Here is a 25,326-nt window from a genome sequence, read left to right on the forward strand (position 1 = left end):
TCCGTCCAGGTCGCGCGCGTAGCGTGTCGGCATGGCAGACATCCTCATCCTCGGCGGTCACGGCAAGGTCGCGCTCCTCGCGGAGCCGATGCTCATCGAGGCCGGACACAACGTCCACGCCGTCATCCGCAACCCCGATCACGTCGCCGACGTCGAGCAGACGGGCGCGCAGGCGATCGTCGCCGACCTCGAGTCGCTCGACCAAGCGGGCGTCGATGCGCTGCTCGAGGGCTTCGACGTCGTCGTCTGGTCGGCGGGCGCGGGCGGTGGCAGCCCCGAGCGCACGTGGGCGGTCGACCGCGACGCGGCGATGAAGGTCGTGGATGCGGTGGCCCGCTCGGGCGCGCGGCTCGTGATGGTCTCGTACTTCGGTGCGAGCCTCGACCACGGCGTCTCGCCGGACGAGCCGTTCTACGCGTACGCCGAGGCGAAGGCGCTCGTCGACGAGGCGATCCGCGAGCGCGTCGGCGACTTCGTCATCCTGCAGCCGTCGAGCCTCACGCTCGACGACGAGACGGGCATCGAGCTCGACGAGCCCGAGGGCTCGATCGAGTCGGGCGAGATCCCGCGCGCGACCGTCGCGCGGCTCATCGCCGAGACCGTCGAGCACCCCGGGCTGTCGCGCGTGTCGATCCGCTGCAACGGCGGCGACACCCCGGTGCGCGAAGCCCTCGCCTCGCTCGCGGGCTGACCCCCGCCCGCCCACCGAGCGGTCACTTCCGCCTGTGAGCGGTCACTTCCGCCTGTGAGCGGTCACTTCCGCCCGTGACCGGTCAAACCCGCATGCGAGCGGTCGGCGCGATCGGACATGACCGCTCGAGCGCGGAAGTGACCGCTCGAGCGCGGAAGTGACCGCTCGAGCGCGGAAGTGACCGCTCGGGCGCGGAAGTGACCGCTCGGGCGCGGAAGTGACCGCTCGGGCGCGGAAGTGACCGCTCGAGCGCGGAAGTGACCGCTCGGGCGCGGAAGTGACCGCTCGGGGTTACAGCTCGATGCTGTACATGCGGGAGCCGTGCTCCTTGACGTAGCCGAGGCTCGCGTAGAGGCCGTGGGCGCCGCTCGGGTTCTCGGTGTCGACGTCGAGCACCGCGGCCTCCATGCCGGCGTCCTCGAACGAGCGCATGCTCGCGGCGAGCGCGGCGATCGCGGCCTTCCTGCCGCGGTACGCGCGGCGCGTGCCGAGCAGGCCCGTGTAGCCGAAGGAGTACCCCCGCACCTCGAAATCGGCCTCGAACCGGCTGTTGTACGCGTACGCCACCACGAGCGGCGCGCCGGCGCGCAGCGCGTCGGCCGTCGAAACATCCGTCCGCTCGTCCGCGAGCAGCGCCTCCACGTCCGGCGAGTCGTCGACGACGACGTGCGACCACTCGGGCGCGAACTCGCTGCGGCCGCTCTGCCACTGCTCCGGCGTCTGCGGCTCGCTGCCCCAGTGGTCGCGGAACGCGTCGTTGTGCGCGAGCCGGGTCGCGTCGTCGAGCTTGGGGGAGAAGTCCGCGAGCCGCAGCGAGCCGGCGAGCTCGACCTCGGGGATGGGCGGCGCGCCCTCGCCGAGCGGGCGCTTGAGGTCGGCGAAGTAGCGGCGCGCCGCGAAGCCCGCGTGCTCGAAGATGCGGTGGCGCGCGGTGTCGGTGTCCTCCGCGTAGGCGGCGATGCGGCCCGGCAGCTCCTTGCCGGACGCTGCCAGCAGCTGCCGGGCGCGCGCGACCTGCCACGCGAGCAGCTCCCGGCCGATGCCCTCGCCCCGCCGCTCGGGATGCACGCCGCCGGAGACGAACGCGCGCACCGTGCGGACGTCGCCGGGCGTCGTCATGACGAAGCCGGCTGCGCGCAGCCGCCCCTCGTCGTCGAGGCCGAGCATCGATTGCGTCGAGAGGTCGACCCACGGCGCCTCGAGCTCCTCGCGCACTTCGTCGACCGTCTCGCGGAACGGCAGGTCGTCGGCCTCGCTCATCGCGTTGTTGAAGTCGGCGACGAGCTGAGCGTCGTCGATCGTCGCGGCGCGCCACGACAGGTCGCCGGCGGTGATCTCGGGGAGGGTCTCGGGCGCGGCGGCGCGCTCGGCGATGGGGGAGAGGTCAGGCACCCGCCAAGGGTAGGGTGCGACGACCCGTAGGGTCGAGTCCATGACGGATCGACCCACGAGGATCGGCGTGCAGCTCTCGCCGCAGCACGTCACGATGCAGCAGACGATCGATGCGGCCCACCGGCTCGAGGAGATGGGCGTCGACGCCGTCTTCGGCTGGGACCACTTCTTCCCGCTCACGGGCGACCCCGACGGCCCGCACTTCGAGGCGACGACGCAGCTCGCGGCGTGGGCGGCGACCACTGAGCGCGTGCAGCTCGGCCCGCTCGTGTTCTGCAACTCCTACCGCAACCCCGACCTGCTCGCCGACGTCGCCCGCACGATCGACCACATCTCGAACGGCCGCTTCATCTTCGGCATCGGCAGCGGATGGTTCGAGCGCGACTACCTGGAGTACGGCTACGACTTCGGCACGGTGGGCTCGCGGCTGAACGACCTCGCGGTGTCGCTCCCGCGCATCCGTGCGCGCTGGGAGAAGCTCAACCCGCGGCCCGTCGGCCCGATGCCGATCCTCATCGGGGGCAAGGGCGAGCAGAAGACGCTCCCGATGGTCGCCGAGCACGCCGACATCTGGCACTCCTTCGTCAGCCCCGACGAGCTGCCGCACAAGCTCGACGTACTCCGTGGCGCGTGCGAGGCGCGCGGCCGCGACATCGCCGAGATCGAGATCTCGAACGGCGCGAGCGTGCGCGACGGGGTCGGCGGCGTCGGCTTCGACCGGCTCGACGCGCTGCACGAGGTCGGCACGCGGCTGTTCACGATCCCGCTCTCGGGCGACGACACGCCCGACGGCTACGACCTCGACCGCGTCGACTCGTTCCTCCGCTGGCGCGACGGCAAGAACGCCTAGCGGGGCCTACGCCCGCATCGCCTCGGCGAGCTCTGCCATGACGGCCGCGTGCCCGCCGCGCTCGAACGCGGCGCGCTGCCGCGCGGGCCAGCCGCCGCTCGCGAGCACGCGCTCCACGGCGCCGAGGGAGCGCGTGGCGCCGAGGTCGGCCGCGATCGGCGCGAGCCGGTCGGCCGCCTCGGCGATCGCGTCGGAGGCGCGCTGCAGCGTGCCCTGCTCGTCGACGATCACCGTCGCCTCGAGGCCGTCGCGCGCCGCGCGCCACTTGTTCTCCTTCACGAGCCAGTAGGGCAGGTGCAGCTGCGCCTTGCCCTCGTCGAGGTCGCGCGACGCCTCCTCGATGAGGCAGTGGGTGAGCGCGGTGACGGCGGCGAGGTCGTCGATCGACGGGGCTCCGTCGGCGACCCGCACCTCGATCGTGCCGATCTCGGGGGAGGGCCGCACGTCCCAGCGCAGCTCGCCGAGCTCGTCGATCACGCCCGCGCGCAGCATGTCCTCGAGGGTGCGCTCGTACTCGGGCCAGTCGACGAGCATCGGGGGCAGGCCGCCGGTCGGCAGCTGCTGGAAGAGCATCGTGCGGTGCGATGCGAAGCCCGTGTCGACGCCCTGCCAGAACGGGCTCGAGGCGGAGAGCGCGAGGATGAGCGGCAGCTTGTCGAGCATCGTGCGCAAGAGCGGCACGGCCTTCGCGCGATCCTCGACGCCGACGTGGTTGTGGACGCCGAAGATGATGAGCCGGCGCCCCCAATCGCCCGCCTTCTCGACGACGCGCCGGTAGCGCGGGTCGTCCGCTTGCTCCTGCTGCCGCCACCGGCTCGTGGGATGCGTGCCCGTGCCGACGAGCGCGAGCCCCATGCGGTCCGCCTCGTCGACCGCGCGGTCGCGCATGCCGCGCAGCTCGTCGACCGCCGCATCCGTCGTCTCGTGCACGCCCGTGATGAGCTCGATCATGCCCCGCAGGAACTCCTTGTCGAAGCGCGGGTCGTCGATCGCCGCGAGCAGCTCCTTGGCGTGCGGCGCGATGTCGCCGGTCGAGGGGTCGATGAGCGCGAGCTCCCACTCGACGCCGAGCGTCGAGCGCTTGGAGGAGGCGAAGTCCATGCGGGAAGCGTAGGACCGCGAACCTGAGTGGCGCGCGGATCGAGCGGGGATGTGACAGAATGGGGGGTCGAGCGCGCGCCCCGACCCTCTACTCCGGCGTGCGTCGCTCACCCTGGCTCTACGGGTCGCGCATCTCCCACGTGCGCAGGCCGCGGTGCAATCACGAGAACACAAAGCAGGAGAACTGTGGCAGTCAAGATCCGTCTGAAGCGCTTCGGCAAGGTCCGCGCGCCCTACTACCGCGTCGTCGTGGCCGATTCGCGCACCAAGCGCGACGGTCGCGTCATCGAGGAGATCGGCAAGTACCACCCGACCGAGAACCCCTCGTTCATCGAGATCGACAGCGAGCGCGCGCAGTACTGGCTCGGCGTCGGCGCGCAGCCGACCGAGCAGGTCGCCGCGCTCCTGAAGCTCACGGGCGACTGGGGCAAGCACACGGGCGAGGGATCGACCGAGAACCAGGTCAAGCAGCCCGAGGGCAAGAAGGTCTTCTCGGTCGACGAGGCCAAGAAGCCGGTCCTCAAGCCCAAGGCCGACAAGCCCGCCGCGGCCCCCGCGGCCGAGGCCACCGAGGCTGACGCCTCGGCCGAGGCCACCGAGGCTGACGCCTCGGCCGAGTCGACCGAGTCCTGAGATGCTGCGCGACGCTCTCGAGCACCTGGTCAAGGGGATCGTCGATCGCCCTGACGACGTGCGCGTCGGCGCGCGCGAATCGCAGCGCGGCGAGGTCCTCGAGGTGCGCGTGCACCCCGAGGACCTCGGCCGCGTCATCGGGCGCGGCGGTCGCACCGCCGGCGCCCTGCGCACCGTGATCGGTGCGCTCCCCGGAGGACGCCGCGTCCGCGTTGACGTGGTGGACACCGATCGCTAGGCCCGCCGTCCCGGCCCGCACCCAGCTGCGCGTCGGACGGATCGCGAGGGCCCACGGGCTCAAGGGCGCGCTGAAGATCGAGCTCTACACCGACGACCCCGGTCGCCGCTTCGTGCCCGGCGCGCGCTTCGCGCTGCAGGTGCCGACGTCGTCGAAGTGGCACGGGAAGTCGATCGAGCTCCTCGAGCTGCGCGTCTACAACGGCAGCCCCGTCGCCTTCTTCAAGGGCATCGTCGACCGCACCGAGGCCGAGAGCCTCGTGAAGGCGGTGCTGTGGGTCGAGCAGGACGCGACCGAGCTGCCGACCGAGCCCGACGCCTGGTACGTGCACCAGCTCGCCGGCCTCGAGGTGCACCGCGGCGGCGAGCGCGTCGGCCGCGTCGTGCGCGTCGACGCGATGCCCGCGCAGGACATGCTGATCGTCGAGATCGCCGGCGATGAGGTGATGATCCCCTTCGTCAAGGCGATCGTGCCCGAGGTCGACCTGCGCGCCGGCCGCATCGTCATCACGCCGCCGCCTGGCCTGCTCGAGGAGCTCGAGGAGGCGGCGCCCGCCGAGGCCGAGGCGGCCGCCGCCGACGCCGCGCCCGACGCGACCGACGCCGGGCCGGACGCGCCCGCGGAGCCCGCCGACGCATCCGCCCCCGAGACCTCGGAGACCGCCGACGACGAGCGGGCGTAGCCCGTGCGCGTCGACATCGTCACGATCTTCCCCGAGTTCTTCGGCGTGCTCGACGTCTCGCTGCTCGGCCGCGCGCGCCGCGAGCAGCTGCTCGAGCTGCACGTGCACGATCTGCGCGACCACACGCACGACCGGCACCGCACCGTCGACGACACGCCCTACGGGGGCGGCGCCGGCATGGTCATGCGGCCCGAGCCGTGGGGCGAGGCGTTCGACGAGCTGCTGGGGGAGGGCGAGACGGATGCCGTGGTCGTCTTCCCGACGCCGGCGGGCGTGCCGTTCACGCAGTCGCTCGCGCGCGAACTCGCCGAGGAGCCGCGGCTGATCTTCGCGTGCGGGCGCTACGAGGGCATCGACGCGCGCGTCGCGGAGCACGTCGCGACCCGAGCGCGCGTCATCGAGGTGAGCCTCGGCGACTACGTGCTCAACGGCGGCGAGGTCGCCGCGATGGCGATGATCGAGGCGATCGGCCGGCTCGTGCCGGGCGTCGTCGGCAATCCCGCCTCGCTCGTCGAGGAGAGCCACGAGGACGGCCTGCTCGAGCACCCCTCCTACACGAAGCCCGCGACCTGGCGCGGCCTCGACGTGCCAGAGGTGCTGCGCGGCGGCAACCACGGTGCGATCGCCGCTTGGCGGCGCGAGCAGGCGCTCGAGCGCACGCGTCGCGTGCGGCCGGACCTGCTGCCCGACGCGCTGCCGACCGACGGCGCGGGCGCGTAGCCCTCAGCGAACACGCGAGCGACGCCCGGGCGCGGTCGGTAGATTCGAGCCATGGCCACCACCGCCCCCTCGACGCAGCGTCACGGTCCGCAGCGGCACTGGGCGCTGCGCGCGTTCTTCTGGGTGCTGATCGGCTCGATCGTCGTGCTGCCGGTGTGGATCATGTTCGGCCGCGCGCTCGCGGGCGCGCCGCTCGGCGACGCGCTGCTGCTGCAGGCGTTCCTCGGTCCCGGCCTCGCGATCCTCATCGGCGCGGTCGTCGGCATCACGGTCGCGCGCAAGCAGGTGCGGAAGCCCCGCGCGGCGCAGTGGCGCGACGTGCGGCTGCTCGGCCCGTGGCTGCTCGTCATCGCGCTGCTCGGCGTCACGGTCGTCGACACCGCAGGCGACCGCACGGGGAGCGCGCTCACCGCGTGGTTCGGCGACGGCTGGCTCACCGCCTCGCAGTCGTTCACCGCGATCGGCATCATGGCGACGATCATCGGCGGCGCCGTGCTGTTCTGGCTGCAGGCGCTCGAGCTCGGCCGCGAGACGCGGGCCCGCGTCGAGCGCGCCGTCAACGACCTGCAGGCGCCGCTACTCGAGCAGCAGGCGCGGCAGGCGGATGCGTCGTTCGAGCGCATCGAGGGGCCGCAGTCCGGGCGCGTCATCAGCCCCGAGGGCGACGAGCTGCGCTGAGCGCGACGTCCGCGTTGGCGCACGGGCGTCGGGTGTGGCAGGATTGATCGTTGGTGCCTCGCACCGCTTCCGCTTGAGCGCGGCCTCTGCCACAGGGGAGAGAGCGGGCACCAGAACCCCGAACCAATGACGCGGCCGACCTGTGGCGGCTGCAGAGAGCGATACCGCCATGCACATCCTCGACAAGGTCGACGCAGCCAGCCTCCGCACCGACGTCCCTGACTTCCGCCCCGGCGACAACGTCAAGGTGCACGTCAACATCATCGAAGGCTCGCGCTCGCGCGTGCAGATCTTCCAGGGCGTCGTCATCGGCCGCCAGGGCCACGGCGTGCGCGAGACGTTCACCGTCCGGAAGGTCTCGTTCCAGGTCGGCGTCGAGCGCACCTTCCCGGTGCACTCGCCGGTCATCGACAAGATCGAGATCGTCAGCCGCGGCGACGTCCGCCGCGCGAAGCTCTACTACCTCCGCGGCCTGCGTGGCAAGGCTGCCAAGATCCGCGAGAAGCGCGACTTCTCCTGATCGAAGCGTGAAGCGGGGCCGGCGTCGCCGGCCCCGCTTCCGCGTTCGCGGGCTCCGGTTCGTCACGGAATCGTGACCTCGCGCGACGCGTCCAGCGGCTGGCGGCACCCCCCGCTCGCCTAGACTTGCCGAGGCGAAAGGGCGCGCGATGACGGACACGGTCGACACGGGCGAGACCCGTGCCGCGGGCCCGTCCCGACGGCGCGGCGTGCTGCTGTTCCTGCGCGACATCGTCGTCATCTTCCTCGTCGCGCTGCTCGTCTCGTTCCTCGTCAAGACGTTCCTCATCCGGCCCTTCTGGATCCCGTCGGAGTCGATGAACGACACGCTCCAGGTCGACGACCGCATCATCGTGAGCCTCCTCACGCCGACGCTCGTGCCCGTCGACCGCGGCGAGATCGTCGTCTTCGAGGACCCGGGCGGCTGGCTCCCCGAGCCCGCGCCGCAGCCCGAGGAAGGCGGCATCGTCGGCGCGATCGACTGGTTCCTCACCTTCGTCGGCCTCGCGCCCGAGGACGACCACGGCTACCTCATCAAGCGCGTCATCGGCCTCCCCGGTGACCGCGTGCAGTGCTGCAACGACTTCGGCCAGCTCACGGTCAACGGTGTGCCGCTCGACGAGCCCTACCTCCACCTCGACGCCGCGGGCCAGCCCGCGAGCGCGCAGGGCTTCGACGTCACCGTGCCCGAGGGCCACGTGTGGGTGATGGGCGACAACCGCAACCACTCGGGCGACTCCCGCGCGCACATCGACGCGCCGGGCGGCGGCTTCGTGCCGATGCAGTCGCTCGTCGGCCGCGCGATCCTCGTCTCCTGGCCGCTCGAGCGCTGGGCGTGGCTCGACGACTTCGAGTCGACGTTCGTGGGCGTCGAGCCGCAGGGCGCGGCGGAGCTCGGGCCGGTGAGCGCAGGGGCGGTGCCCGCGGCATGACGGTCGTGTCGCCGACGCTCGACCACGAGCGCGAGCTGTGGGCGGAGGCGCCCGTCGTCATCGGCATGGATGAGGTGGGTCGCGGCGCGCTCGCCGGTCCCGTGAGCGTCGGCGCGCTCGCCCTCCGCGACGGCTGCGGGCCGCACCCCGAGCACCTCCGCGACTCGAAGGCCATGACGGCGCTCCGCCGCACGGCGACGGCCCCGCTGGTGCGCGAGTGGGGCGTGAGCGCCGTCGGGCACGCCTCGAACGACGAGATCGACCGCTTCGGCATCCAGGTCGCCCTCGGCCTCGCCGGCCGCCGCGCGCTCGTCGCCCTCCACGCGCTCGGCGTGCACGTGCCGAGCGCCGCGATCCTGCTCGACGGCACGCACGACTGGCTCGCGCCGGCCCTCCGCGTGCCCGTGCGCACGGTGCTGCGCGCGAAGGCCGACCGCGACTGCGCATCCGTCTCGGGCGCCGCGCTCGTCGCGAAGGTCGAGCGCGACGAGCGGATGGTCGAGGCCGACGCCGTGCACGCGGGCTATGCCTGGGCGTCGAACAAGGGCTACGGCTCCGCCGAGCACCTCGCGGCCATCTCCGAGCTCGGGCCGACGGCCCTGCACCGGCGCACCTGGCTGCACCGCTGAGGCGGGGCGGCCGTCCGGCCGAGGCGGCATAGGATGGATGCGTGGAACCCGAGGACATCGAGGACTACGACCGCGAGGTCGAGCTGGCCCTCTTCAAGGAGTACCGCGACGTCGTCGGCATGTTCAAGCACGTCGTCGAGACCGAGCGACGGTTCTACCTCGCGAACGACGTCAAGGTCACGCGGCACGACGCCGGCACCGACTTCTACTTCGAGCTCGAGCTCACCGACGTCTGGGTGTGGGACATCTACCGCTCCGACCGCTTCATCAAGTCGGCGCGCATCCTGACCTTCAAGGACGTCAACGTCGAGGAGCTCGCCTCCCGCGACCTCGAGCTGCCGAAGGATCTCGCGATCGAGGAGTGACCCGCCGGGGCTGACCCGGCGTTCTCCACAGCCCGGCTCCCGCCCCGCACGGTGGGGGCGCCGCATCCGCTTTCCTCTCGCCCATGCGGGCGAAGGATGAGTTGGGGCTCGACGGCGAGGCCGCCGCGAGCGTGCACCTCGAGCGCGCGGGCATGCGCATCGTCGACCGGCGCTGGCGCTGCCCGCACGGCGAGATCGACATCATCGCCCTCGACGGCGAGACGCTCGTCTTCGTCGAGGTGAAGACGCGCCGCGGCACCGAGTTCGGGCATCCCTTCGAGGCGATCACGCCCGACAAGGTGCGGCGGCTGCGCACCCTCGTGGGCGTGTGGCTCGGCGAGCACCGCCACCGCGGGCCGATCCGCATGGACGCGGTCGCGGTGATCGCGCCCCGCTCGGGGCGCTGGCGCGTCGAGCACCTGCGGGGCATCGAGTGAGCGGCTTCGGCCGCGCGGCGTGCGTCGCGCTGCAGGGGCTCGCGGGCGTCGGCGTGCAGATCGAGGTGCACGCCTCGAGCGGGCTGCCGCGCGTGCACATCGTGGGGCTGCCCGATCGCGCCGTGCAGCAGGCGCAGCACCGCACGTGGAGCGCGATCGCCCGCGCCGGCCTCACCCCGCCGCACGGCAAGACGGTCATCAACCTCACGCCCGCGTCGCTGCCCAAGGCCGGCACCCACTTCGACCTCGCGATGGGCATCGCCGTGCTGCGCGCCATGCGCGTCGTGCCGCCCGACGACGGCGAGACGGCGCTGCTCGGCGAGCTCGGGCTCGACGGCCGGCTGCGACCCGTCGCAGGCACGCTGCCGCTCGCCCGGGCCGCGGCCGAGGCGGGCATGACGCGCGTGGTGGTGCCGACCGCGTCGGTCGACGAGGCCTCGCTCGTCGCCGGCGTCCGCGTGCTCGGCGTGCCGAGCCTCGCGCACGCCGCCGCGCTGCTCGGCGCCGAGCTCGACCCGGAGCCCGTCGAGCCCGTGCCGGCGGCCGCGCCCGTGCCGCGCACGCACGCGGACCTCGACCTCGCCGACGTCGTCGGCAACCGCGACGCCGTCGAGGCGCTCGAGATCGCGGCCGCCGGCTCCCACCATCTGCTCATGGTCGGGCCGCCCGGCGCCGGGAAGACGATGCTCGCCATGCGGCTGCCGGGGATCCTGCCGCCGCTCACCGAGCAGGAGGCGCTCGAGGTCGCATCGCTGCGCTCGCTCGCGGGCGAGCCGCCGCCATCGACGCTCGACGTGCTGCCGCCGTTCGAGCATCCGCACCACTCGGCCACCGCGGTCTCGCTCGTGGGCGGCGGATCGGGCACCATCCGGCCCGGCGCCGCCGCGCGCGCGACGCACGGCGTGCTCTTCCTCGACGAGGCGCCGGAGTTCCCGCGCACCGTGCTCGACATGCTGCGCCAGCCGCTCGAGTCGGGCACGATCACGATCCACCGCGCGGCGGGCGTCGCGACCTTCCCGGCCCGCTTCCAGCTGCTGCTCGCAGCCAACCCGTGCCCGTGCGGCCTCTTCGGCAGCGGCGACTGCACGTGCCCGCCGCAGCAGCGCCGCCGCTACTTCAGCCGGCTCTCCGGGCCGCTCCTCGATCGCGTCGACCTGCAGGTGCGCGTCGACCGGGTGCTGCCCGGCGCCGACGGCGCGCGACGATCGAGCGCAGAGGCGACTGCCCGGGTGGCCGACGCGAGAGCGCGCGCCGCTCGTCGGCTCGCGGGCACCCAGTGGCGGGCGATGGGCCACGTGCCCGGGCCGTGGCTGCGGCGAAACCTGCCGCTCGGGCGGGAGCTCCTGCAGCCGCTCGAGCAGGCCGTCGAGCGCGGCGCCCTCACGATGCGCGGGCTCGACCGCGCCGTGCGCGTGGCGTGGACCATGGCCGACCTCGACGGCGACGACGGGCCGTCGCGCACGCACGTCGGGCGCGCGCTCGCGCTCAGGAAGGGGATCCCCGCATGAAGCCGTACCGCATCCAGCTCGAGCGGCTCAGGGCGGCCGTGATGCCGACCATGCCGTCTGGCGTCGAGCCGACCGACGCAGAGGTCGTGGCCCGCTTCGCGGCCGGGGCGTGGACGGTGCTGCCCGAGCCCGGCGACGGCGCGGTCGGCGTCGCTCGCGAGCTCGTCGGCGATGTGCGCGCGCTCGAGCTGCTCGTCGAGGGTGCTGGCGCGGCGACGTGGGCCGACGAGCTCGCCGACGCCGAGGCGGCGCGAGCGGTCGCGGCGGGCGTCGAGCGCTGGCGGCCGCGGCTCGAGGCCGAGCGGATCCTCGCAGCCTTCACGCAGGGCGCCGCCTTCGGGCAGGTGCTGCTCACGCGCGCCGATCCCAGTTGGCCGGCGAGCATCGACGACCTCGGGCCGCATGCTCCCGCCGGACTGTGGGTGCGCGGCGATCCGGCGATGCTCGAGCGTTGCGAGCGCTCGGCCGCGCTCGTCGGCTCGCGCGCATCGTCGGGCTACGGCGAGCTCGTGACCGGGCAGCTGGCCGCAGGGCTCGTCGATCGCGGGTTCGCGGTCGTCTCGGGCGGCGCCTACGGCATCGACGGCACGGCGCACCGCGCCGCGATGGCGGCGGGCGGCACGACCGTCGCGGTGCTCGCAGGCGGACTCGACCGCTTCTACCCGGCGGGCCACGACGAGCTGCTCCACCGCGTCGCCGCGGCGGGCTGCGTCATCGCGGAGGCGCCGAGCGGCGTGCCGCCCACGCGATGGCGGTTCCTCGCCCGCAACCGACTCATCGCGGCGCTCGCGAGCGCGACCGTCGTCGTCGAGGCGGGGAGCCGCTCGGGGTCCATCAACACCGCCGGGCACGCCGCGGCGCTCGGGCGGCCGCTCGGCGCGGTGCCCGGGCCTGTGACCTCCGGCGCGAGCACCGGCTGCCACCGGCTGCTGCGCGACTACGGAGCGACGGTGATCGAGCGAGCCGAGCACATCGTCGGGCTCGTCGACGGCCCGGGTGACGAGCAGCTCGCGATCGGCGGACTCTCGAGCGACGAGCTGCGCGTGCTCGACGCGCTGAGCGCGAGGGCGGCGCGCGACATCGACGAGCTCGCCGTGCGCACCGGCATGGCGCGGGGCGAGGTCGTCGCGAGCCTCTCGCTGCTCGAGCTCGGCGGCCGGGCGATCGAGCGCGGCCAGGGCTGGGTGAAGGTCGCGACCTGAACGATCAGAGGCCGCTCCGGCGCGCTCGGGAGCCGGGGAAGGGGGGGCAAGGCTAGCCTGAGCGCGTGACCTACGGCATGCATCCGGACGCGGCGGTCGTGATCGCCCACCTCAGCGACACGCACCTGCTCGCGGGCGGCGCGCCGCTCGCGGGGCTGGTCGACACCGAGGCCCACCTCCGCGATACCGCGGCGCGACTGCGCGTCGCGGCCGCCGATGCCGACGTCATCGTCGTCTCCGGCGACGTGGCCGATCTGGGGGAGCCCGCCGCGTACGCGCTCGCGCGCGAGATCCTGGAACCGGTCGCGGCGGAGCTCGGCGCGCCGATCGTCTGGACGGCCGGCAATCACGACGAGCGGCCCGCGATGCGCGAGGCGCTCAGCCTCGGCGGGGCGCCGCTCGACCCGATCGACTCGATCGTCGAGGTGGGCGGGCTGCGCGTCATCGCGCTTGACTCGAGCCTGCCCGGTTGGCACCACGGCGGCTTCGACGAGGGGCAGGCCGAGTGGCTCGCCGACGCGCTCGAGGACCCGCCCGCGCTCGGCTCCGTGCTCGTCATGCACCACCCGCCGCTGCCGTACCGCACCCGGCTCATGCGGCTGCTCGAATTCCGCGACGAGGAGCGGCTGCGCGAGGTGGTCGACGGCGCCGACGTGCGCGCGATCCTCTCCGGACACCTCCACATCGGCGGGTCCGGCACGTTCGCCGAGGTGCCGGTCGTGCTCGCGAGCGCGACGAGCTACGCCGATGACCTCGCCGGCCCGCCGCCCGCGATGCACGGGATCGACGCGACGCAGTCGTTCAACCTCATCGAGGTCTACGCCGATGCGATCGCGCACTCGGTCGTGCCAGCGCTGCCGCAGGAGTCGCGCGAGACGGTGCCCGCCGAGCTCGCGCGCGCAGTCGACGCGCTCGACCCCGCCGAGCGGCTCGACCGCTTCAGCCGCAAGCCTGCTCCGGCGGACGGCGCCTGAATGGACCTCGCCGAGGCGATCGAGGGCTACCTCGCCCACCTCGCGCGCGAGCGCGGCTACTCCGCGAACACCGTGCGGGGCTACCGCGGCGACCTCCGGAGCCTCGAGGAGCACTGCGGGCGCGCCGGCATCCGCGATGCCGCTGACGTCGACCTCGACGCGCTCCGCGACTGGCTCTACGCGAGCGCCCAAGCGGGCATGGGCAAGTCGACCATCGCGCGACGATCGGCCGCGGCGCGCGGGTTCAGCAGCTGGATCGCCGCGCACGGCGGAGACGACGTCGCGGCGCGGCTGCGCACGCCGAAGCGCGACCGCCACTTGCCGCGCGTGCTCTCGCGGCAGGCGATCGATGCGGTGCTCGGCTCGCTGCACCAGGCGGCCGCGGACGGCGATGCGGCCGCGCTCCGAGACGTCGCCGTCGTCGAGCTGCTCTACGCGAGCGCGCTGCGGGTGAGCGAGCTCGTCGGGCTCGACGTCGACGACGTCGACCTCGAGCGGCTCACCGTGCGCGTCACGGGCAAGGGCTCGAAGGAGCGGGTCGTCCCGTTCGGCCGACCCGCGCTCGACGCGATCGTCGATTGGCTCCGCAGCGGCCGGCCGCGGCTCGTGAGCGCCGCGCGCTCGCAGCCGGCGCTCTTCCTCGGCGCGCGGGGCGGGCGCCTCGGGCAGCGGCGCGTGCACGAGCTCGTGACGTCGCTGCTCGAGGCGACGCCGGGCTCGGGCCCGCACGGGCCGCACACCCTCCGCCACACCGCGGCGACGCACCTCCTCGACGGGGGCGCCGACCTCCGCGCGGTGCAGGAGATGCTCGGCCACTCGAGCCTAGGCACGACGCAGATCTACACGCACGTCTCGCTCGAGCGCCTCGCCGAGGCCTACCGCACCGCCCACCCTCGCGCTTGAGGGCACCCGCGCGCCCCGGCGCATCCGCGTGCCAGGGTGCGCTTGCCGCCCCGCATGGGCAGCAGCACCGGCCGCTCGACGCCGAGGAGCGGCAGCGGATCGACGTACTGCCCGGCGAGCCGCGCCCCGACGTGCAGCCTCGTCGCGCCCGGCACGTGGCCGGGCAGCAGCGTGCCGATCCGGTCGCCGCGGCGCACGGCATCGCCGCGCGCGACGGAGGGCTCGACCGGCTCGAAGCTCGACACGAGGCCGCCCGCGTGCTCGATCGAGACGACCGGCCGGCCGGCGACCGGGCCGGCGAAGCGCACCGTGCCGTCGTCGGGCGCGACGACCGCCGACCCCGGTGCCGCCTCGAGGTCAATGCCGCGATGCCCGGGACCGTAGGGCCCGGCCGCCATGTCGAACGCGCGCGCCACGACCGCCGGCTCGACCGGCCACGCCCACGGCGCGACGGCGAGCGCGAGCAGGATCGCGAGGGCGCGCATCCCGACAGCGTGCCGCGGAGGGCGGCGGGGCGGGGCGGATGCGCGCGGCACCGGTGGAGAACGGGCTGCGACGACGGGCCCCGCAGCGTGTAGCATGAGAGGGCGTCGCCTCTCGGCGATGACTACGCGCGCCCGTCGCGACGACACCCCCGATGGTCCAGCTCTCGAGCACAGAGCCTGCAAGTTCCGTGCCCGAGCGCCTGGTGGTGGTGCGTCAGGGCGCCAGGGGCTCGGCCGACCGGTCGAGCCGGCAACCAGAACAGAAGAAGGAGGCGGCCATGGCCGTCGTCACGACTCGCCAGCTGCTCGACAGCGGCGTGCACTTCGGGCACCAGACCCGACGCTGGAACCCCAAGATGAAGCGATTCATCTTCACCGAGCGCTCCGGCATCTACATCATCGACCTGCAGCAGTCGCTCGCCCACATCGACAAGGCGTACGACTTCGTCAAGGAGACGGTCGCCCACGGCGGCAGCGTGCTCTTCGTCGGCACGAAGAAGCAGGCGCAGGAGTCGATCGCCGAGCAGGCGACGCGCGTGGGCCAGCCCTACGTCAACCAGCGCTGGCTCGGTGGTCTGCTCACGAACTTCAACACGGTCTCCAAGCGCCTCAGCCGCATGAAGGAGCTCGAGGAGCTCGACTTCGACGACACGACGCAGGGCTACACCAAGAAGGAGCTGCTGCTCAAGAAGCGCGAGCTCCTGAAGCTGCAGAAGTCGCTCGGCGGCATCCGCAACCTGCAGCGCACGCCGTCCGCGCTGTGGATCGTCGACACGAACAAGGAGCACCTCGCGGTCGACGAGGCGAAGAAGCTCGGCATCCCGATCATCGCCATCCTCGACACGAACTGCGACCCCGACGACGTCACGTACCCGATCCCGGGCAACGACGACGCGATCCGCTCGGTCGCGCTGCTGACGAAGATCGTGGCCGACGCGGCTGCCGAGGGGCTCATGCAGCGCCACGGCGGCGGCGCGGACGCCGAGGTCGAGCCGATGGCCGAGTGGGAGCGCGAGCTCCTGGAGCAGGCCAACGCCGAGCAGGCCAACGCCGAGCAGGCCAACGCCGAGCAGGCCGCTGCGCCCGCCGCTGACGAGGCCGCCGCCGAGGCGCCGGTCGCCGAGGAGGCCCCCGCCGAGGAGGCCCCCGCCGCCGAGACCACCGAGGACGCCACCGCGTCCGAGTCGAACTAAGGAGCAGCGCATGGCCAACATCAGCATCGCCGACCTCAAGATGCTGCGCGAGCAGCTCGGCACCGGCATGAGCGACACGAAGGCGGCCCTCGAGGAGGCCGGCGGCGACGTCGAGAAGGCGACCGAGATCCTCCGCCTCAAGGGCGCGAAGGGCAACGCGAAGCGCGCCGACCGCTCCACGAGCGAGGGCCTCGTCGCCACAGCCTCGGGCGAGGGTGCCGTGACGATGATCGCGCTCGGCTGCGAGACGGACTTCGTCGCGAAGAACGAGAAGTTCATCGCGCTCTCCGAGCGCGTCGTCGCGGCCGTCGCCGCGGCAGGCGCCGCCGACCTCGAGTCGGCGCTCGCCGCTCCGGCCGAGTCGGGCACCGTCAAGTCGATCATCGAGGAGCAGGCCGCCACCATCGGCGAGAAGGTCGAGCTCACGAAGGTCACGCGCGTCGAGGGCGACCAGCACGCCGTCTACCTGCACCGCACGTCGAAGGACCTGCCCCCGCAGGTCGGCGTCGTGGTCGCCTACTCGGGCGACGACGCGGAGACGGCGCGCGCCGTCGCGCAGCACATCGCGATGTTCGACCCGACCTTCGTCTCGCGCGACGAGGTGCCGGCCGAGCAGGTCGAGAAGGAGCGCGAGCTCGTCTCGGAGATCGCTCGTGGCGAGGGCAAGCCCGAGGGCGCCCTGCCGAAGATCATCGAGGGCCGCCTCACCGGCTTCTTCAAGCAGATCGTCCTGCTCGACCAGGACTACGCCCGCGACAGCAAGCAGACCGTCGGCAAGGTCCTCGAGGCCGCCGGCCTGACGGTCACCGGCTTCGCGCGCTTCAAGGTCGGCGCGTAGCAGCTCGCAGCACGCAGCACTGGAGGGCCGGGGGAGACCCCGGCCCTCTCGCGTTCCCGTCCTCGGGGTTCCCCGGTCGCGGTAGGCTTCTCAGGGCCCGCCGGGGGTCACGATCCAGGAGGAGTCCATGCCAGCACAATCGCGCCGCCGAGTCCTCCTGAAGCTCTCGGGCGAGTCGTTCGGCGGCGGCAGCCTCGGCGTGAACCCCGACGTGGTCTCGGCGATCGCGAAGCAGATCGCCGAGGCGGCCGAGACCGTCGAGATCGCGATCGTCGTTGGCGGCGGCAACTTCTTCCGCGGCGCAGAGCTGAGCCAGCGCGGCATGGACCGCGGCCGCGCCGACTACATGGGCATGCTCGGCACGGTCATGAACTCCCTCGCGCTGCAGGACTTCCTCGAGCAGGCGGGCGCCGAGACGCGCGTGCAGTCCGCCATCCAGATGACCCAGGTCGCCGAGCCGTACATCCCGCGCCGCGCCGAGCGCCACCTCGAGAAGGGCCGCGTCGTCATCTTCGGCGCCGGCGCCGGCCTGCCCTACTTCTCGACCGACACCGTCGCGGCCCAGCGGGCGCTCGAGATCGACGCCGACCAGGTGCTCGTCGCCAAGAACGGCGTCGACGGCGTCTACAGCGCCGACCCGAAGCTCGACGCAACCGCCACCCGCTTCGACGAGATCACCTACCAGGACGCGCTCGTGCGCGGCCTCAAGGTCGTCGACTCCACGGCGTTCAGCCTGTGCATGGACAACCGGATGCCGATGCGCGTCTTCGGCATGGACGGCGACGGCGCGCTCGCCAAGGCGATCCTCGGCGAGCCGGTCGGCACGCTCGTCCGCGCCTGATCCCGCGATCCGCGCACTAGAATCCACAGCAACGGAAGGAACCACGTGATCAGCGACGTTTTGGCTTCGGCCAAGGAGAAGATGGCCCAGTCGATCGAGGTCGCGAAGGACGACTTCCAGACCGTGAGCGCGGGCCGCGCCAACGCGGCGCTGTTCCAGCGCCTGAACGTCGAGTACTACGGCACGCCGACGCCGCTCATGCAGCTCGCGTCGTTCCAGCAGCCCGAGGCTCGCACGCTCGTCATCACGCCGTTCGACAAGTCGGCGCTCAAGGAGATCGAGCGCGCGATAGTCAACGCCCCGCACCTCGGCGTGACGCCGTCGAACGACGGCCAGATCGTGCGCATCACCATGCCTGAGCTCACGGCCGAGCGCCGCAAGGACTACGTGAAGATCGTCAAGGACAAGGCCGAGCAGGCCCGCGTCGCGATCCGCAACGTGCGCCGCCAGGCGATGACCGACCTCGACAAGCTCACCGGCGAGGTCGGCGACGACGAGATCGCGCGCGCCGAGAAGGAGCTCGAGCAGGTCACGAAGCAGGCGATCGAGGGCGTCGACGAGGCGCTCAAGAAGAAGGAGGCCGAGCTCCTCGAGGTCTGATCGAGGGCTCGGGAGGCGACGGATGCGCAAGGAGCACCGCAGCGCCGCCGAGATCGACGCCCAGATCCAGGCGCAGATCCACGCGGCCAGGGATCAGATCGAGGCGACTCGCGCGCGCGTCAACAAGCGCACCGGCCGCGATCTCGCCGCCGCGATCGGCATCGGCCTGCTGCTCGGCGCGCTCCTGCTCGCAAGCATGCTGTGGGTCAAGGAGCTCTTCATGCTCCTCGGCACGGTCATGGTCGGGTTCGCGCTCTACGAGCTCGCGAGCGCGCTGCGGTTCGCCGGCCGCGACGTGCCCCGCATCCCGCTCGTGCTGCTCGGCAGCGCGATCGTGCCGATCACGTGGTACTTCGGCGCCGCGGGGCTGTGGTGGTCGACGCTCGGGGCGATCGCGCTCGTCGCGCTCGTGCGCGTGCTCGAGCTCGCCGACGTGCGCACCCGCACCGGCGCATCCGCCGTCTTCGCCGACGTCACGGGCGGTGCGCTCTGCATCGCCTACATCGCGGTGCTCGGCAGCTTCGCCGTGCTGCTCACGGCGCAGGAGGGCGGCCAGTGGTGGACACTCGCGATGATCGCCATGACGACCGTCATCGATACCGGAGCGCTCGCCGCCGGCGTGCTGCTCGGCAAGCACAAGCTCGCGCCGCGGATCAGCCCCGGCAAGACGTGGGAGGGCCTGGCGGGCGGCGCGCTGCTCGCGACGCTCACGGGCATCGCGCTCTCGGTGTGGCTGCTCGACCAGGAGTGGTGGTTCGGCTTCATCCTCGCCGCGCTGCTCGTCGTCACCGCGACGGTCGGCGACCTCGCCGAGTCGATCATCAAGCGCGACCTCGGCATCAAGGACATCGGATCGTTCCTGCCGGGCCACGGCGGCTTCCTCGACCGGCTCGACTCCGTGCTGCCGAGCGCGGTCGTGATGATGGCGCTCTTCCAGGCGGTGCACGCCTGAGGCGAGCCGCCCCTGACATGATGGTGACGATGAGCACGTTCCCGAGGGCGAAGCGGTCGCAGCCCGGCTACGACATCGAGCAGGTCGAGGACTTCCTCGAGGATGCTCGGCGGGCCTACGCGACCGACGCCCGCGCCGCGACGGCGATCGACTCGTCGAGCATCCGGCGCACGAGCTTCCCGATGCAGAAGGGCGGCTACTCGCCCGCGCACGTCGACGCCGCGCTCGAGCGGCTCGAGGAGGCGTTCGCGCGGCGCGAGCACGAGCGCGGGATCGCCGAGCACGGGGAAGAGGCGTGGTACGCGCAGATCCGCGAGCGCGCCGTGCAGGTGCTCGCGCAGCTGCGCCAGGGCGACGGCGAGCGCTTCCGGCGCGTGAGCCGCATCTCGCGCGGCTACCGCGTCGCCGAGGTCGACGCGTTCGCCGCCCGCATCGCCGACTACCTCGAGGACGGGCCAGACATGTCAGCTCGCGAGGTGCGCACGGCCCAGTTCGACGCGCAGTTCGGGGGCTACGACGAGGACGAGGTGGATGCGCTCCTCGACACCGTCGTCGGCCTGATGCTGGCGGTGCGCTGACCCTCGCGCCCTCGGCTTCGTTACCATTCCGTGATAACGTCGACCCTCGTGTTCACCCGATCTGCCACCGCTTCCGCGCGCTCGACGCGCACTCGCGGCGTGCTCTCGGGCGTCTCGCTCGTCGCCGCTGCGGGCTTCGTGCTCGTCTCCGTCGCCGCGAGCCCGGGCGCGCAGGTCGCTGCCGAGCCGGCCACGCTGCTGAGCGAGCCGCGACCCGGGCAGGCGCTCGGCGAGGTCACCGGCGAGCAGGCGTCGCTCATCCGCGACACGATCGTCGTGCACACGCCCACGCCGACGCCGACGCCCACCCCCGAGCCCGCGCGCGCCGCGGCGGCTCCCGCGGCAGGCAGCGGCGCCACGGCAGCGCGCGCCGCGGTGCCGATCCCCGCGGTCGCCGCGCCCGACCCCGGCTCCGCCCAGGCGATCGCGCGCCAGATGGTGCTGAGCCGCGGCTGGGGCGAGGACCAGTACTCCTGCCTCTACTCGCTGTGGCAGAAGGAGTCGAACTGGAACGTCTACGCGCAGAACCGCTCGAGCGGCGCGTACGGCATCCCGCAGTCGCTGCCCGGCTCCAAGATGGCCTCGGCCGGAGCCGACTGGCAGACGAACCCCGTGACGCAGATCACGTGGGGCCTCGGCTACATCTCGGGCCGCTACGGCACCCCGTGCGGCGCCTGGGCGCACTCGCAGCGGGTCGGTTGGTACTGATGCCGTCGCGGCGGCCGTCTCGTCGCCGCACCACCGAGCACGTGCCGCTCGACGTCGAGCGGCTCATGCAGGGCGTGCGGCGCGTCGAGCGGCGCGCGGGCGGCGAGTGGCACGTGCAGCCGATGGCGGCGCACGCGGCGCTCAAGGACTACACGTGCCCGGGCTGCGGCCAGGTCGTCGCGACCGGCACCGCGCACGTCGTCGTCTGGCGCGCCGACTCGATCTTCGGCGAGCGGGCGATCGAGGACCGCCGCCATTGGCACACCGGCTGCTGGCGCGCCGCCTGAGCTACTTCAGATCCTGCTTCGGGATCACGACTTCCTTCAGGATGAGCTGGACCGCTGCCGCGACCGGGATCGCGACGAGCGCCCCGAGGATGCCGAGCAGCGTGCCGCCCGTGAGGGCCGCGAGCACGACGACGACGCCCGGCACCTTCACCGCGCGGTTCATGACCTGCGGGCTGATGACGTACGCCTCGAGCTGCATGTAGACGAGGTACCAGATCGCGACCGGCAGGGCCGTCTGCGGTCCGTCGAGCAGCAGCACGAGCAGTGAGATGACGACGGATGCGGTGATCGTGCCGACGAGCGGGATGGTCGAGGCGATGAGCGCGATGAAGGCGTAGACGCCCGCGAGCTCGGAGCCGACGATCGAGAGCACGATGAGGGAGAGCGTGCCGTTCAGCAGGCCGAGCGCGCCCTGACCGAGCACGAAGCGGCCGACCGACTTCATGATCTGCTCGGCGATCTCGATGAACTTGGGTCGCGACGACGCCGGCACGAGCCGGTACATGCCCGACTTGATCGCCGGCAGCGAGCCCGTGAAGTAGAGCATGAGCACGACGACGATGAGCGCGCCGCCGATCGCGAACGCGACCTGCCCGACGCTCGCGACGATCGACCCGAGCACCCCCGCCATCCACGGCGGCAGCGACGACCAGGTGTTGAAGTCGGTGAGCGCGCCGCCGAGCTGGTCGAGCGTGCCGTCGACGTCGAAGGCCGGGAACGTCTCGCGCACCCAGTCGAGCACGCTGTCGAGCAGGCCGCTCTCGACCTCCTGCGCGATCGCCTGCACGAGCAGCGAGAACTGCGCGACGATCGTCGGCACGATGAGCCAGCCGGCGCCCACGAGGGCCGCGACGATCACGATGAAGATCAGCAGCACCGCGGCCCAGCGCGGCACGCGGCGGCGGATGAGGAACTGGATGACCGGCTCGAGGCCGAGCGCGAGGAAGATGCCGGCGAACGCCCACACGAGCACGGTGCCGATCTGCTGCACCGCCGCGCCGATGGCGATGGCGAGCAGCACGCCGAGGCCGCCGAGCAGGCCGAGCACGAAGGCGTTGCGGATCTTCACAACCCGCATCCTAGGCTGACGCCGCACGCCGCTCCCTGCACGCCGCGCGGCCGAGCGGGGCCCGCGACCACCGGGCGCTTGGCAGCACCCAGGGATCGTCGGTACCCTGGAGGCTTGCCCGCTCTGCGTCGTCCGGCCGGACGGCCCGCCGCAACCCGCGGGGAGCGTGAAAGGACCTCTGACCCGTGCGATACATCCTCGCGGCCGTGAGCCTCGTGATCTCGCTCGTGCTGCTCGGCCTCGGCATCGGGCAGCGCACGATCTGGGAGCCGCCGGAGACGATCGTCGCCCAGGTCCAGGAGCCCGCCGAGTCGCAGGTCGTCATCATCCCGGGTGAGGCGATGAACGCGCACGACGGCGTGCAGACGCTCACCGTCGAGGGCGAGGGCCCTGTCACCGCGGTCGTCGGCCGCGCCCACGACGTCGCCGGCTGGATCGGCGAGAGCGCGCACGCGATCGCGAGCGTCGACGAGACCGACGCGCTCGTGCTCGACGAGCAGCGCGGCGACGAGGAGCCCCTGCCCGAGATCGCCGGCAGCGACATGTGGATCGAGGAGGCGCAGGGCGAGGGATCGCTCGAGCTGACGATCGACCTGCCGATCGGCTACTCGGTCGCCATCACGGGCGCGCCCGGCGAGGCCGCCCCGGCGGCGATCGGCGTCGCGTGGCCGTTCGATGCGAAGACGCCGCTCTTCGGCCCGCTCATCACCGCCGGCCTCGTGTTCCTCGCGCTCGCGCTGCTGTTCCTGCTGCTCGCGCTGCGCCACCACCGTCGCCGCCGCGGCCCGCAGCGCCGCAGCCACCGCGAGCTCTCGCGCGCCGAGCGCCGCGCGCTGCGCCGCGAGGCGCAGGAGGGCCTGCCGCTGCCCGCGAAGCCGATCTCGCCCACGCCGCCCGCCGGCGAGCAGGGCGCGGTCGAAGCGGATGCGTCGACGCCGTCGAGCGCGGAGCCCGCGTCCGAGACGGCTCCGGCGTCGTCGGTCGAGCACGGTGCCGACGACGCCCCCGCCGCGGCGTCCGCGCCGGAGCCCGGGACGGCATCCGCCCCCGACACCCCCGAGCGCGAGTCGAGCACTCGCGAGCGGCGCGCGACGCGCTCGCGCCGCAGCCGATTCGGGCTCATCGCCCTGCCCGTCGTCGCGCTCGTCGGCCTCACCGGCTGCGGGCCCCAGTACTGGCCGAGCGGCGAGACGGAGGCGGCGCCGACCGACGCGCCCACGCCCTCGACGCTCGAGGAGACGCTGCCGCCGGTCGCGCTCACCGAGAACCAGTTCGACCGCGTGCTCGAGTCGACGCGCGAGACGGTCGCCGAGGCCGACGAGGCGCTGAACGCCGAGGTCGCCTCGAGCCGCCTCGCGGGGCCGATGCTCGAAGCCCGCACGACGAACTACCAGGTGCGCTCGCAGAACGCCGAGCTCGCGCCGGCGCCCGGGATCCCCGACGGCGAGGTCGAGCTGCTCCTCCCGCAGCAGACGGAGGTGTGGCCTCGCTCGGTCATGGCCGTCGTCGGGTGGGAGGACGGCGCGCAAGCCCAGTCGGCGCTCATGTTCCAGCAGCGCGACGCGCGCTCGAACTACCGGCTCGCCTACATGATGACGCTCGCCTCTGGCGTGCAGCTGCCGGCGGTGGCCAGCCCGACGATCGGCGCCGCGAGCCTGCCGGGCGACACCCCGCTGCTGCTGCACCGGCCGAACGAGATCACCGCCGCGTACGCCGACGTGATCCTGAACGGCGCCGAGTCGCAGTACAACTCGTGGTTCCGCGAGGAGGGGGATGCGCTGCGCGCCGAGATCGGGCGTCCCGCGAAGGACGCGATGCGCGCGCTGCCCGAGTTCGAGCTCTCGAACCTCGAGTGGAGCGTCGCCGAGGACGAGCAGGCGCCGATGCTGCTCGTCACGAACGAGGGCGGTGCGCTGCTCGCGACGTCGTTCCTCGAGACGCAGCGCACGACGCCGACGGAGAGCGGCGTCGAGATCGAGGCGCAGGCCGGCGCGGGCATCCTCGCCGGCGTCCAGCAGTCGGACACCGGGATCGAGACGACCTACCAGATCCAGGTGCTCTTCTCGGTGCCGCCGGCGGATGCGCCGGAGGGCACGCAGATCCAGGTCGTCGGCTACAGCCAGTCGCTCGTGAGCGCAAGGGAGGTCCAGTGATGTCGGAGGCTCGACTGCCAGCGTCGATGGGGGGAGCGGTCGACCTGTCGGCCCTCGCCGCCCGCCACGAGCAGCCCGCGCCCGCGCCCGCAGGCGACGGCGCGCCCGGCGGCATGCCGAGCGCGATCATCGACGTCACCGACGCCGACTTCGCGCAGGTCGTCGAGCTCTCGAACCGCGTGCCGGTCATCATCGACATCTGGGCCGAGTGGTGCGGGCCGTGCAAGCAGCTCTCGCCGGTGCTCGAGCGCCTCATCCAGGGCCACGGCGGCCGCCTCGTGCTCGCGAAGGTCGACGCCGACACGAACCCGCAGCTCGTGCAGGCGTTCAACGCGCAGTCGATCCCGACGGTCGCGGCTGTCATCGGGGGCCGCCCGGCGCCGCTCTTCACCGGCGCCCTGCCGGAAGAGCAGGTGAAGGACGTCCTCGAGCAGGTGCTCGCGTTCGCCGAGCAGCAGGGCATCACCGGTCGCGTGCCGGTCGGCGACGCCGACGAGGCGCCCGCCGAACCCGCGCCCGAGCCGGTGCCGCCGCTGCACCAGGAGGCGTACGACGCGCTCGAGAAGGGCGACCTGCCCGCAGCGATCGCGGCGTTCGAGAAGGCGATCGCGCAGAACCCGCGCGACGCCGACGCGATCGCCGGGCTCGCGCAGGTGCGGCTGCTCTCGCGTCTGCAGGGCAAGACGACCGACGAGGTGCGCGCTGCTGCGGCCGCGGCGCCGCGAGACATCGAGGCGCAGATGCTCGCGGCCGACCTCGACCTCTCGGGCGGGCACGTCGAGGATGCGTTCCTGCGGCTGCTCGAGCTCATGGCGACGCTCTCGGGGGACGAGAAGCAGGACGTGCGGCTGCGGCTGCTCGACCACTTCGAGATCGTCGGTCTCGAGGACCCGCGCGTGATCGCGGCGCGCAAGCGCCTGACCGCGCTCCTCTACTAGCCCCGCCGGCGCTCCGCCCGCAGCGGCGGCGCCGAGTGGCGCCTCCGGCGGGTGAGGGGCGCCTGCGGCAGGTGAGCGGTCACCTCGGCGTCCGAACGGTCAGGTCAGCGTACGAACGGTCAGTTCCGCGTGTGAACGGTCAGTCCGGGATGTGAGCGGTCAGTCGCGCTTGTGAGCGGTCAGTTCGGGGAGTGAGGTGTCGGTCTCGGATGCGTCCGGCCGCTTGAGTG

The 25,326-nt window shown here is 72.9% G+C and carries 30 protein-coding genes; 26 read left to right on the top strand and 4 right to left on the bottom strand.

What is annotated here, in order from left to right:
• Window positions 1–31: 31 nt before the first annotated feature.
• Window positions 32–691: an SDR family oxidoreductase gene (locus JSQ78_RS00935; RefSeq protein WP_211448677.1), complete on the top strand. Its 660-nt coding sequence runs from the start codon at window positions 32–34 to the stop codon at window positions 689–691.
• Between the two features lie 291 nt (window positions 692–982).
• Here the strand turns inward: JSQ78_RS00935 and JSQ78_RS00940 are convergent, their stop codons facing one another.
• Window positions 983–2,083 (bottom strand): GNAT family N-acetyltransferase, encoded by a 1,101-nt coding sequence (locus JSQ78_RS00940; protein ID WP_249295777.1) that lies wholly within the window; start codon window positions 2,081–2,083, stop codon window positions 983–985.
• Window positions 2,084–2,123: 40 nt separating this feature from the next.
• Here JSQ78_RS00940 and JSQ78_RS00945 point away from each other — a divergent pair, with 40 nt between their 5' ends.
• On the top strand, window positions 2,124–2,933 hold the full coding sequence (locus JSQ78_RS00945) for an LLM class F420-dependent oxidoreductase (protein WP_211448681.1): 810 nt from the start codon (window positions 2,124–2,126) through the stop codon (window positions 2,931–2,933).
• A 6-nt stretch (window positions 2,934–2,939) separates the two neighbouring features.
• On the opposite strand, the gene JSQ78_RS00950 is transcribed toward JSQ78_RS00945, so the two are convergent.
• A complete protein-coding gene (locus JSQ78_RS00950) occupies window positions 2,940–4,034 on the bottom strand; it encodes a carboxylate-amine ligase (protein WP_211448683.1) in 1,095 nt (364 codons plus the stop codon).
• Window positions 4,035–4,220: 186 nt separating this feature from the next.
• Between JSQ78_RS00950 and rpsP the strand changes: the two genes are divergently transcribed.
• From rpsP to JSQ78_RS01020, 14 genes are all read left to right on the top strand, one after another.
• Window positions 4,221–4,667 (top strand): 30S ribosomal protein S16, encoded by a 447-nt coding sequence (gene rpsP / locus JSQ78_RS00955; protein WP_211448685.1) that lies wholly within the window; start codon window positions 4,221–4,223, stop codon window positions 4,665–4,667.
• Window position 4,668: 1 nt separating this feature from the next.
• Complete coding sequence (locus JSQ78_RS00960) at window positions 4,669–4,905, top strand: RNA-binding protein (protein WP_211448687.1); 237 nt, start codon at window positions 4,669–4,671, stop codon at window positions 4,903–4,905.
• Entirely contained in the window at window positions 4,880–5,587 is a 708-nt protein-coding gene (gene rimM, locus JSQ78_RS00965; RefSeq protein ID WP_249295779.1) for a ribosome maturation factor RimM, read from the top strand. Before JSQ78_RS00960 ends, rimM begins: the two co-directional genes overlap by 26 nt.
• Window positions 5,588–5,590: 3 nt before the next feature.
• The gene (gene trmD / locus JSQ78_RS00970; protein ID WP_211448688.1) at window positions 5,591–6,307 is read left to right on the top strand and encodes a tRNA (guanosine(37)-N1)-methyltransferase TrmD; all 717 of its coding nucleotides are present in this window, start codon (window positions 5,591–5,593) and stop codon (window positions 6,305–6,307) included.
• Between the two features lie 51 nt (window positions 6,308–6,358).
• Window positions 6,359–6,985 (top strand): hypothetical protein, encoded by a 627-nt coding sequence (locus tag JSQ78_RS00975; RefSeq protein ID WP_211448690.1) that lies wholly within the window; start codon window positions 6,359–6,361, stop codon window positions 6,983–6,985.
• Window positions 6,986–7,154: 169 nt separating this feature from the next.
• Window positions 7,155–7,505 (top strand): 50S ribosomal protein L19, encoded by a 351-nt coding sequence (gene rplS / locus JSQ78_RS00980; protein WP_211448692.1) that lies wholly within the window; start codon window positions 7,155–7,157, stop codon window positions 7,503–7,505.
• Window positions 7,506–7,653: 148 nt separating this feature from the next.
• Window positions 7,654–8,436 carry a signal peptidase I gene (lepB, locus tag JSQ78_RS00985; protein WP_211448694.1) on the top strand — a complete coding sequence of 261 codons (783 nt, stop codon included), beginning with the start codon at window positions 7,654–7,656 and terminating at the stop codon, window positions 8,434–8,436.
• Window positions 8,433–9,065: a ribonuclease HII gene (gene rnhB, locus JSQ78_RS00990; protein ID WP_211448695.1), complete on the top strand. Its 633-nt coding sequence runs from the start codon at window positions 8,433–8,435 to the stop codon at window positions 9,063–9,065. The genes lepB and rnhB overlap by 4 nt, the downstream gene beginning before the upstream one ends.
• A gap of 41 nt (window positions 9,066–9,106) precedes the next feature.
• Window positions 9,107–9,430 carry a DUF2469 domain-containing protein gene (locus JSQ78_RS00995; protein WP_021011424.1) on the top strand — a complete coding sequence of 108 codons (324 nt, stop codon included), beginning with the start codon at window positions 9,107–9,109 and terminating at the stop codon, window positions 9,428–9,430.
• 83 nt (window positions 9,431–9,513) lie between these two features.
• Complete coding sequence (locus tag JSQ78_RS01000) at window positions 9,514–9,867, top strand: YraN family protein (RefSeq protein ID WP_026373339.1); 354 nt, start codon at window positions 9,514–9,516, stop codon at window positions 9,865–9,867.
• A complete protein-coding gene (locus JSQ78_RS01005; RefSeq protein ID WP_211448697.1) occupies window positions 9,864–11,375 on the top strand; it encodes a YifB family Mg chelatase-like AAA ATPase in 1,512 nt (503 codons plus the stop codon). The genes JSQ78_RS01000 and JSQ78_RS01005 overlap by 4 nt, the downstream gene beginning before the upstream one ends.
• On the top strand, window positions 11,372–12,577 hold the full coding sequence (gene dprA / locus JSQ78_RS01010; RefSeq protein ID WP_249295781.1) for a DNA-processing protein DprA: 1,206 nt from the start codon (window positions 11,372–11,374) through the stop codon (window positions 12,575–12,577). Before JSQ78_RS01005 ends, dprA begins: the two co-directional genes overlap by 4 nt.
• 65 nt (window positions 12,578–12,642) lie before the next feature.
• Window positions 12,643–13,551, top strand: a complete 909-nt coding sequence (locus JSQ78_RS01015; protein WP_249295783.1) for a metallophosphoesterase family protein — start codon at window positions 12,643–12,645, stop codon at window positions 13,549–13,551.
• Window positions 13,552–14,454, top strand: a complete 903-nt coding sequence (locus JSQ78_RS01020; RefSeq protein ID WP_211448699.1) for a tyrosine recombinase XerC — start codon at window positions 13,552–13,554, stop codon at window positions 14,452–14,454.
• On the opposite strand, the gene JSQ78_RS01025 is transcribed toward JSQ78_RS01020, so the two are convergent.
• Complete coding sequence (locus tag JSQ78_RS01025) at window positions 14,427–14,939, bottom strand: murein hydrolase activator EnvC family protein (protein ID WP_249295785.1); 513 nt, start codon at window positions 14,937–14,939, stop codon at window positions 14,427–14,429. The two genes, JSQ78_RS01020 and JSQ78_RS01025, sit on opposite strands and share 28 nt — an antisense overlap.
• A 278-nt stretch (window positions 14,940–15,217) precedes the next feature.
• On the opposite strand from JSQ78_RS01025, the gene rpsB reads away from it, so the two are divergent.
• From rpsB to JSQ78_RS01065, 8 genes are all read left to right on the top strand, one after another.
• On the top strand, window positions 15,218–16,132 hold the full coding sequence (rpsB, locus tag JSQ78_RS01030) for a 30S ribosomal protein S2 (RefSeq protein ID WP_211448702.1): 915 nt from the start codon (window positions 15,218–15,220) through the stop codon (window positions 16,130–16,132).
• 10 nt (window positions 16,133–16,142) lie between these two features.
• Window positions 16,143–16,970 (top strand): translation elongation factor Ts, encoded by an 828-nt coding sequence (gene tsf / locus JSQ78_RS01035; protein ID WP_211448704.1) that lies wholly within the window; start codon window positions 16,143–16,145, stop codon window positions 16,968–16,970.
• A 127-nt stretch (window positions 16,971–17,097) separates the two neighbouring features.
• Entirely contained in the window at window positions 17,098–17,811 is a 714-nt protein-coding gene (pyrH, locus tag JSQ78_RS01040) for a UMP kinase (RefSeq protein ID WP_211448706.1), read from the top strand.
• 45 nt (window positions 17,812–17,856) lie between these two features.
• A complete protein-coding gene (gene frr / locus JSQ78_RS01045) occupies window positions 17,857–18,411 on the top strand; it encodes a ribosome recycling factor (protein WP_211448708.1) in 555 nt (184 codons plus the stop codon).
• Window positions 18,412–18,433: 22 nt separating this feature from the next.
• A complete protein-coding gene (locus JSQ78_RS01050) occupies window positions 18,434–19,363 on the top strand; it encodes a phosphatidate cytidylyltransferase (protein ID WP_211448710.1) in 930 nt (309 codons plus the stop codon).
• 29 nt (window positions 19,364–19,392) lie between these two features.
• Window positions 19,393–19,941, top strand: a complete 549-nt coding sequence (locus JSQ78_RS01055; protein WP_211448712.1) for a DivIVA domain-containing protein — start codon at window positions 19,393–19,395, stop codon at window positions 19,939–19,941.
• 48 nt (window positions 19,942–19,989) lie between these two features.
• A complete protein-coding gene (locus tag JSQ78_RS13750) occupies window positions 19,990–20,649 on the top strand; it encodes an aggregation-promoting factor C-terminal-like domain-containing protein (RefSeq protein ID WP_349305125.1) in 660 nt (219 codons plus the stop codon).
• Window positions 20,649–20,936 (top strand): Rv1322 family protein, encoded by a 288-nt coding sequence (locus JSQ78_RS01065; protein WP_211448714.1) that lies wholly within the window; start codon window positions 20,649–20,651, stop codon window positions 20,934–20,936. Before JSQ78_RS13750 ends, JSQ78_RS01065 begins: the two co-directional genes overlap by 1 nt.
• Before the next feature lies 1 nt (window position 20,937).
• Here JSQ78_RS01065 and JSQ78_RS01070 read toward each other — a convergent pair whose 3' ends face one another.
• The gene (locus JSQ78_RS01070) at window positions 20,938–22,005 is read right to left on the bottom strand and encodes an AI-2E family transporter (RefSeq protein WP_211448716.1); all 1,068 of its coding nucleotides are present in this window, start codon (window positions 22,003–22,005) and stop codon (window positions 20,938–20,940) included.
• Between the two features lie 206 nt (window positions 22,006–22,211).
• Between JSQ78_RS01070 and JSQ78_RS01075 the strand changes: the two genes are divergently transcribed.
• Complete coding sequence (locus tag JSQ78_RS01075) at window positions 22,212–24,158, top strand: DUF8094 domain-containing protein (protein WP_211448718.1); 1,947 nt, start codon at window positions 22,212–22,214, stop codon at window positions 24,156–24,158.
• Window positions 24,158–25,096, top strand: a complete 939-nt coding sequence (locus JSQ78_RS01080) for a tetratricopeptide repeat protein (protein WP_211448720.1) — start codon at window positions 24,158–24,160, stop codon at window positions 25,094–25,096. The genes JSQ78_RS01075 and JSQ78_RS01080 overlap by 1 nt, the downstream gene beginning before the upstream one ends.
• The last annotated feature ends 230 nt before the right edge of the window (window positions 25,097–25,326 follow it).

It is taken from the genome of Agrococcus sp. Marseille-Q4369, from assembly GCF_018308945.1.
GTDB lineage: Bacteria > Actinomycetota > Actinomycetes > Actinomycetales > Microbacteriaceae > Agrococcus.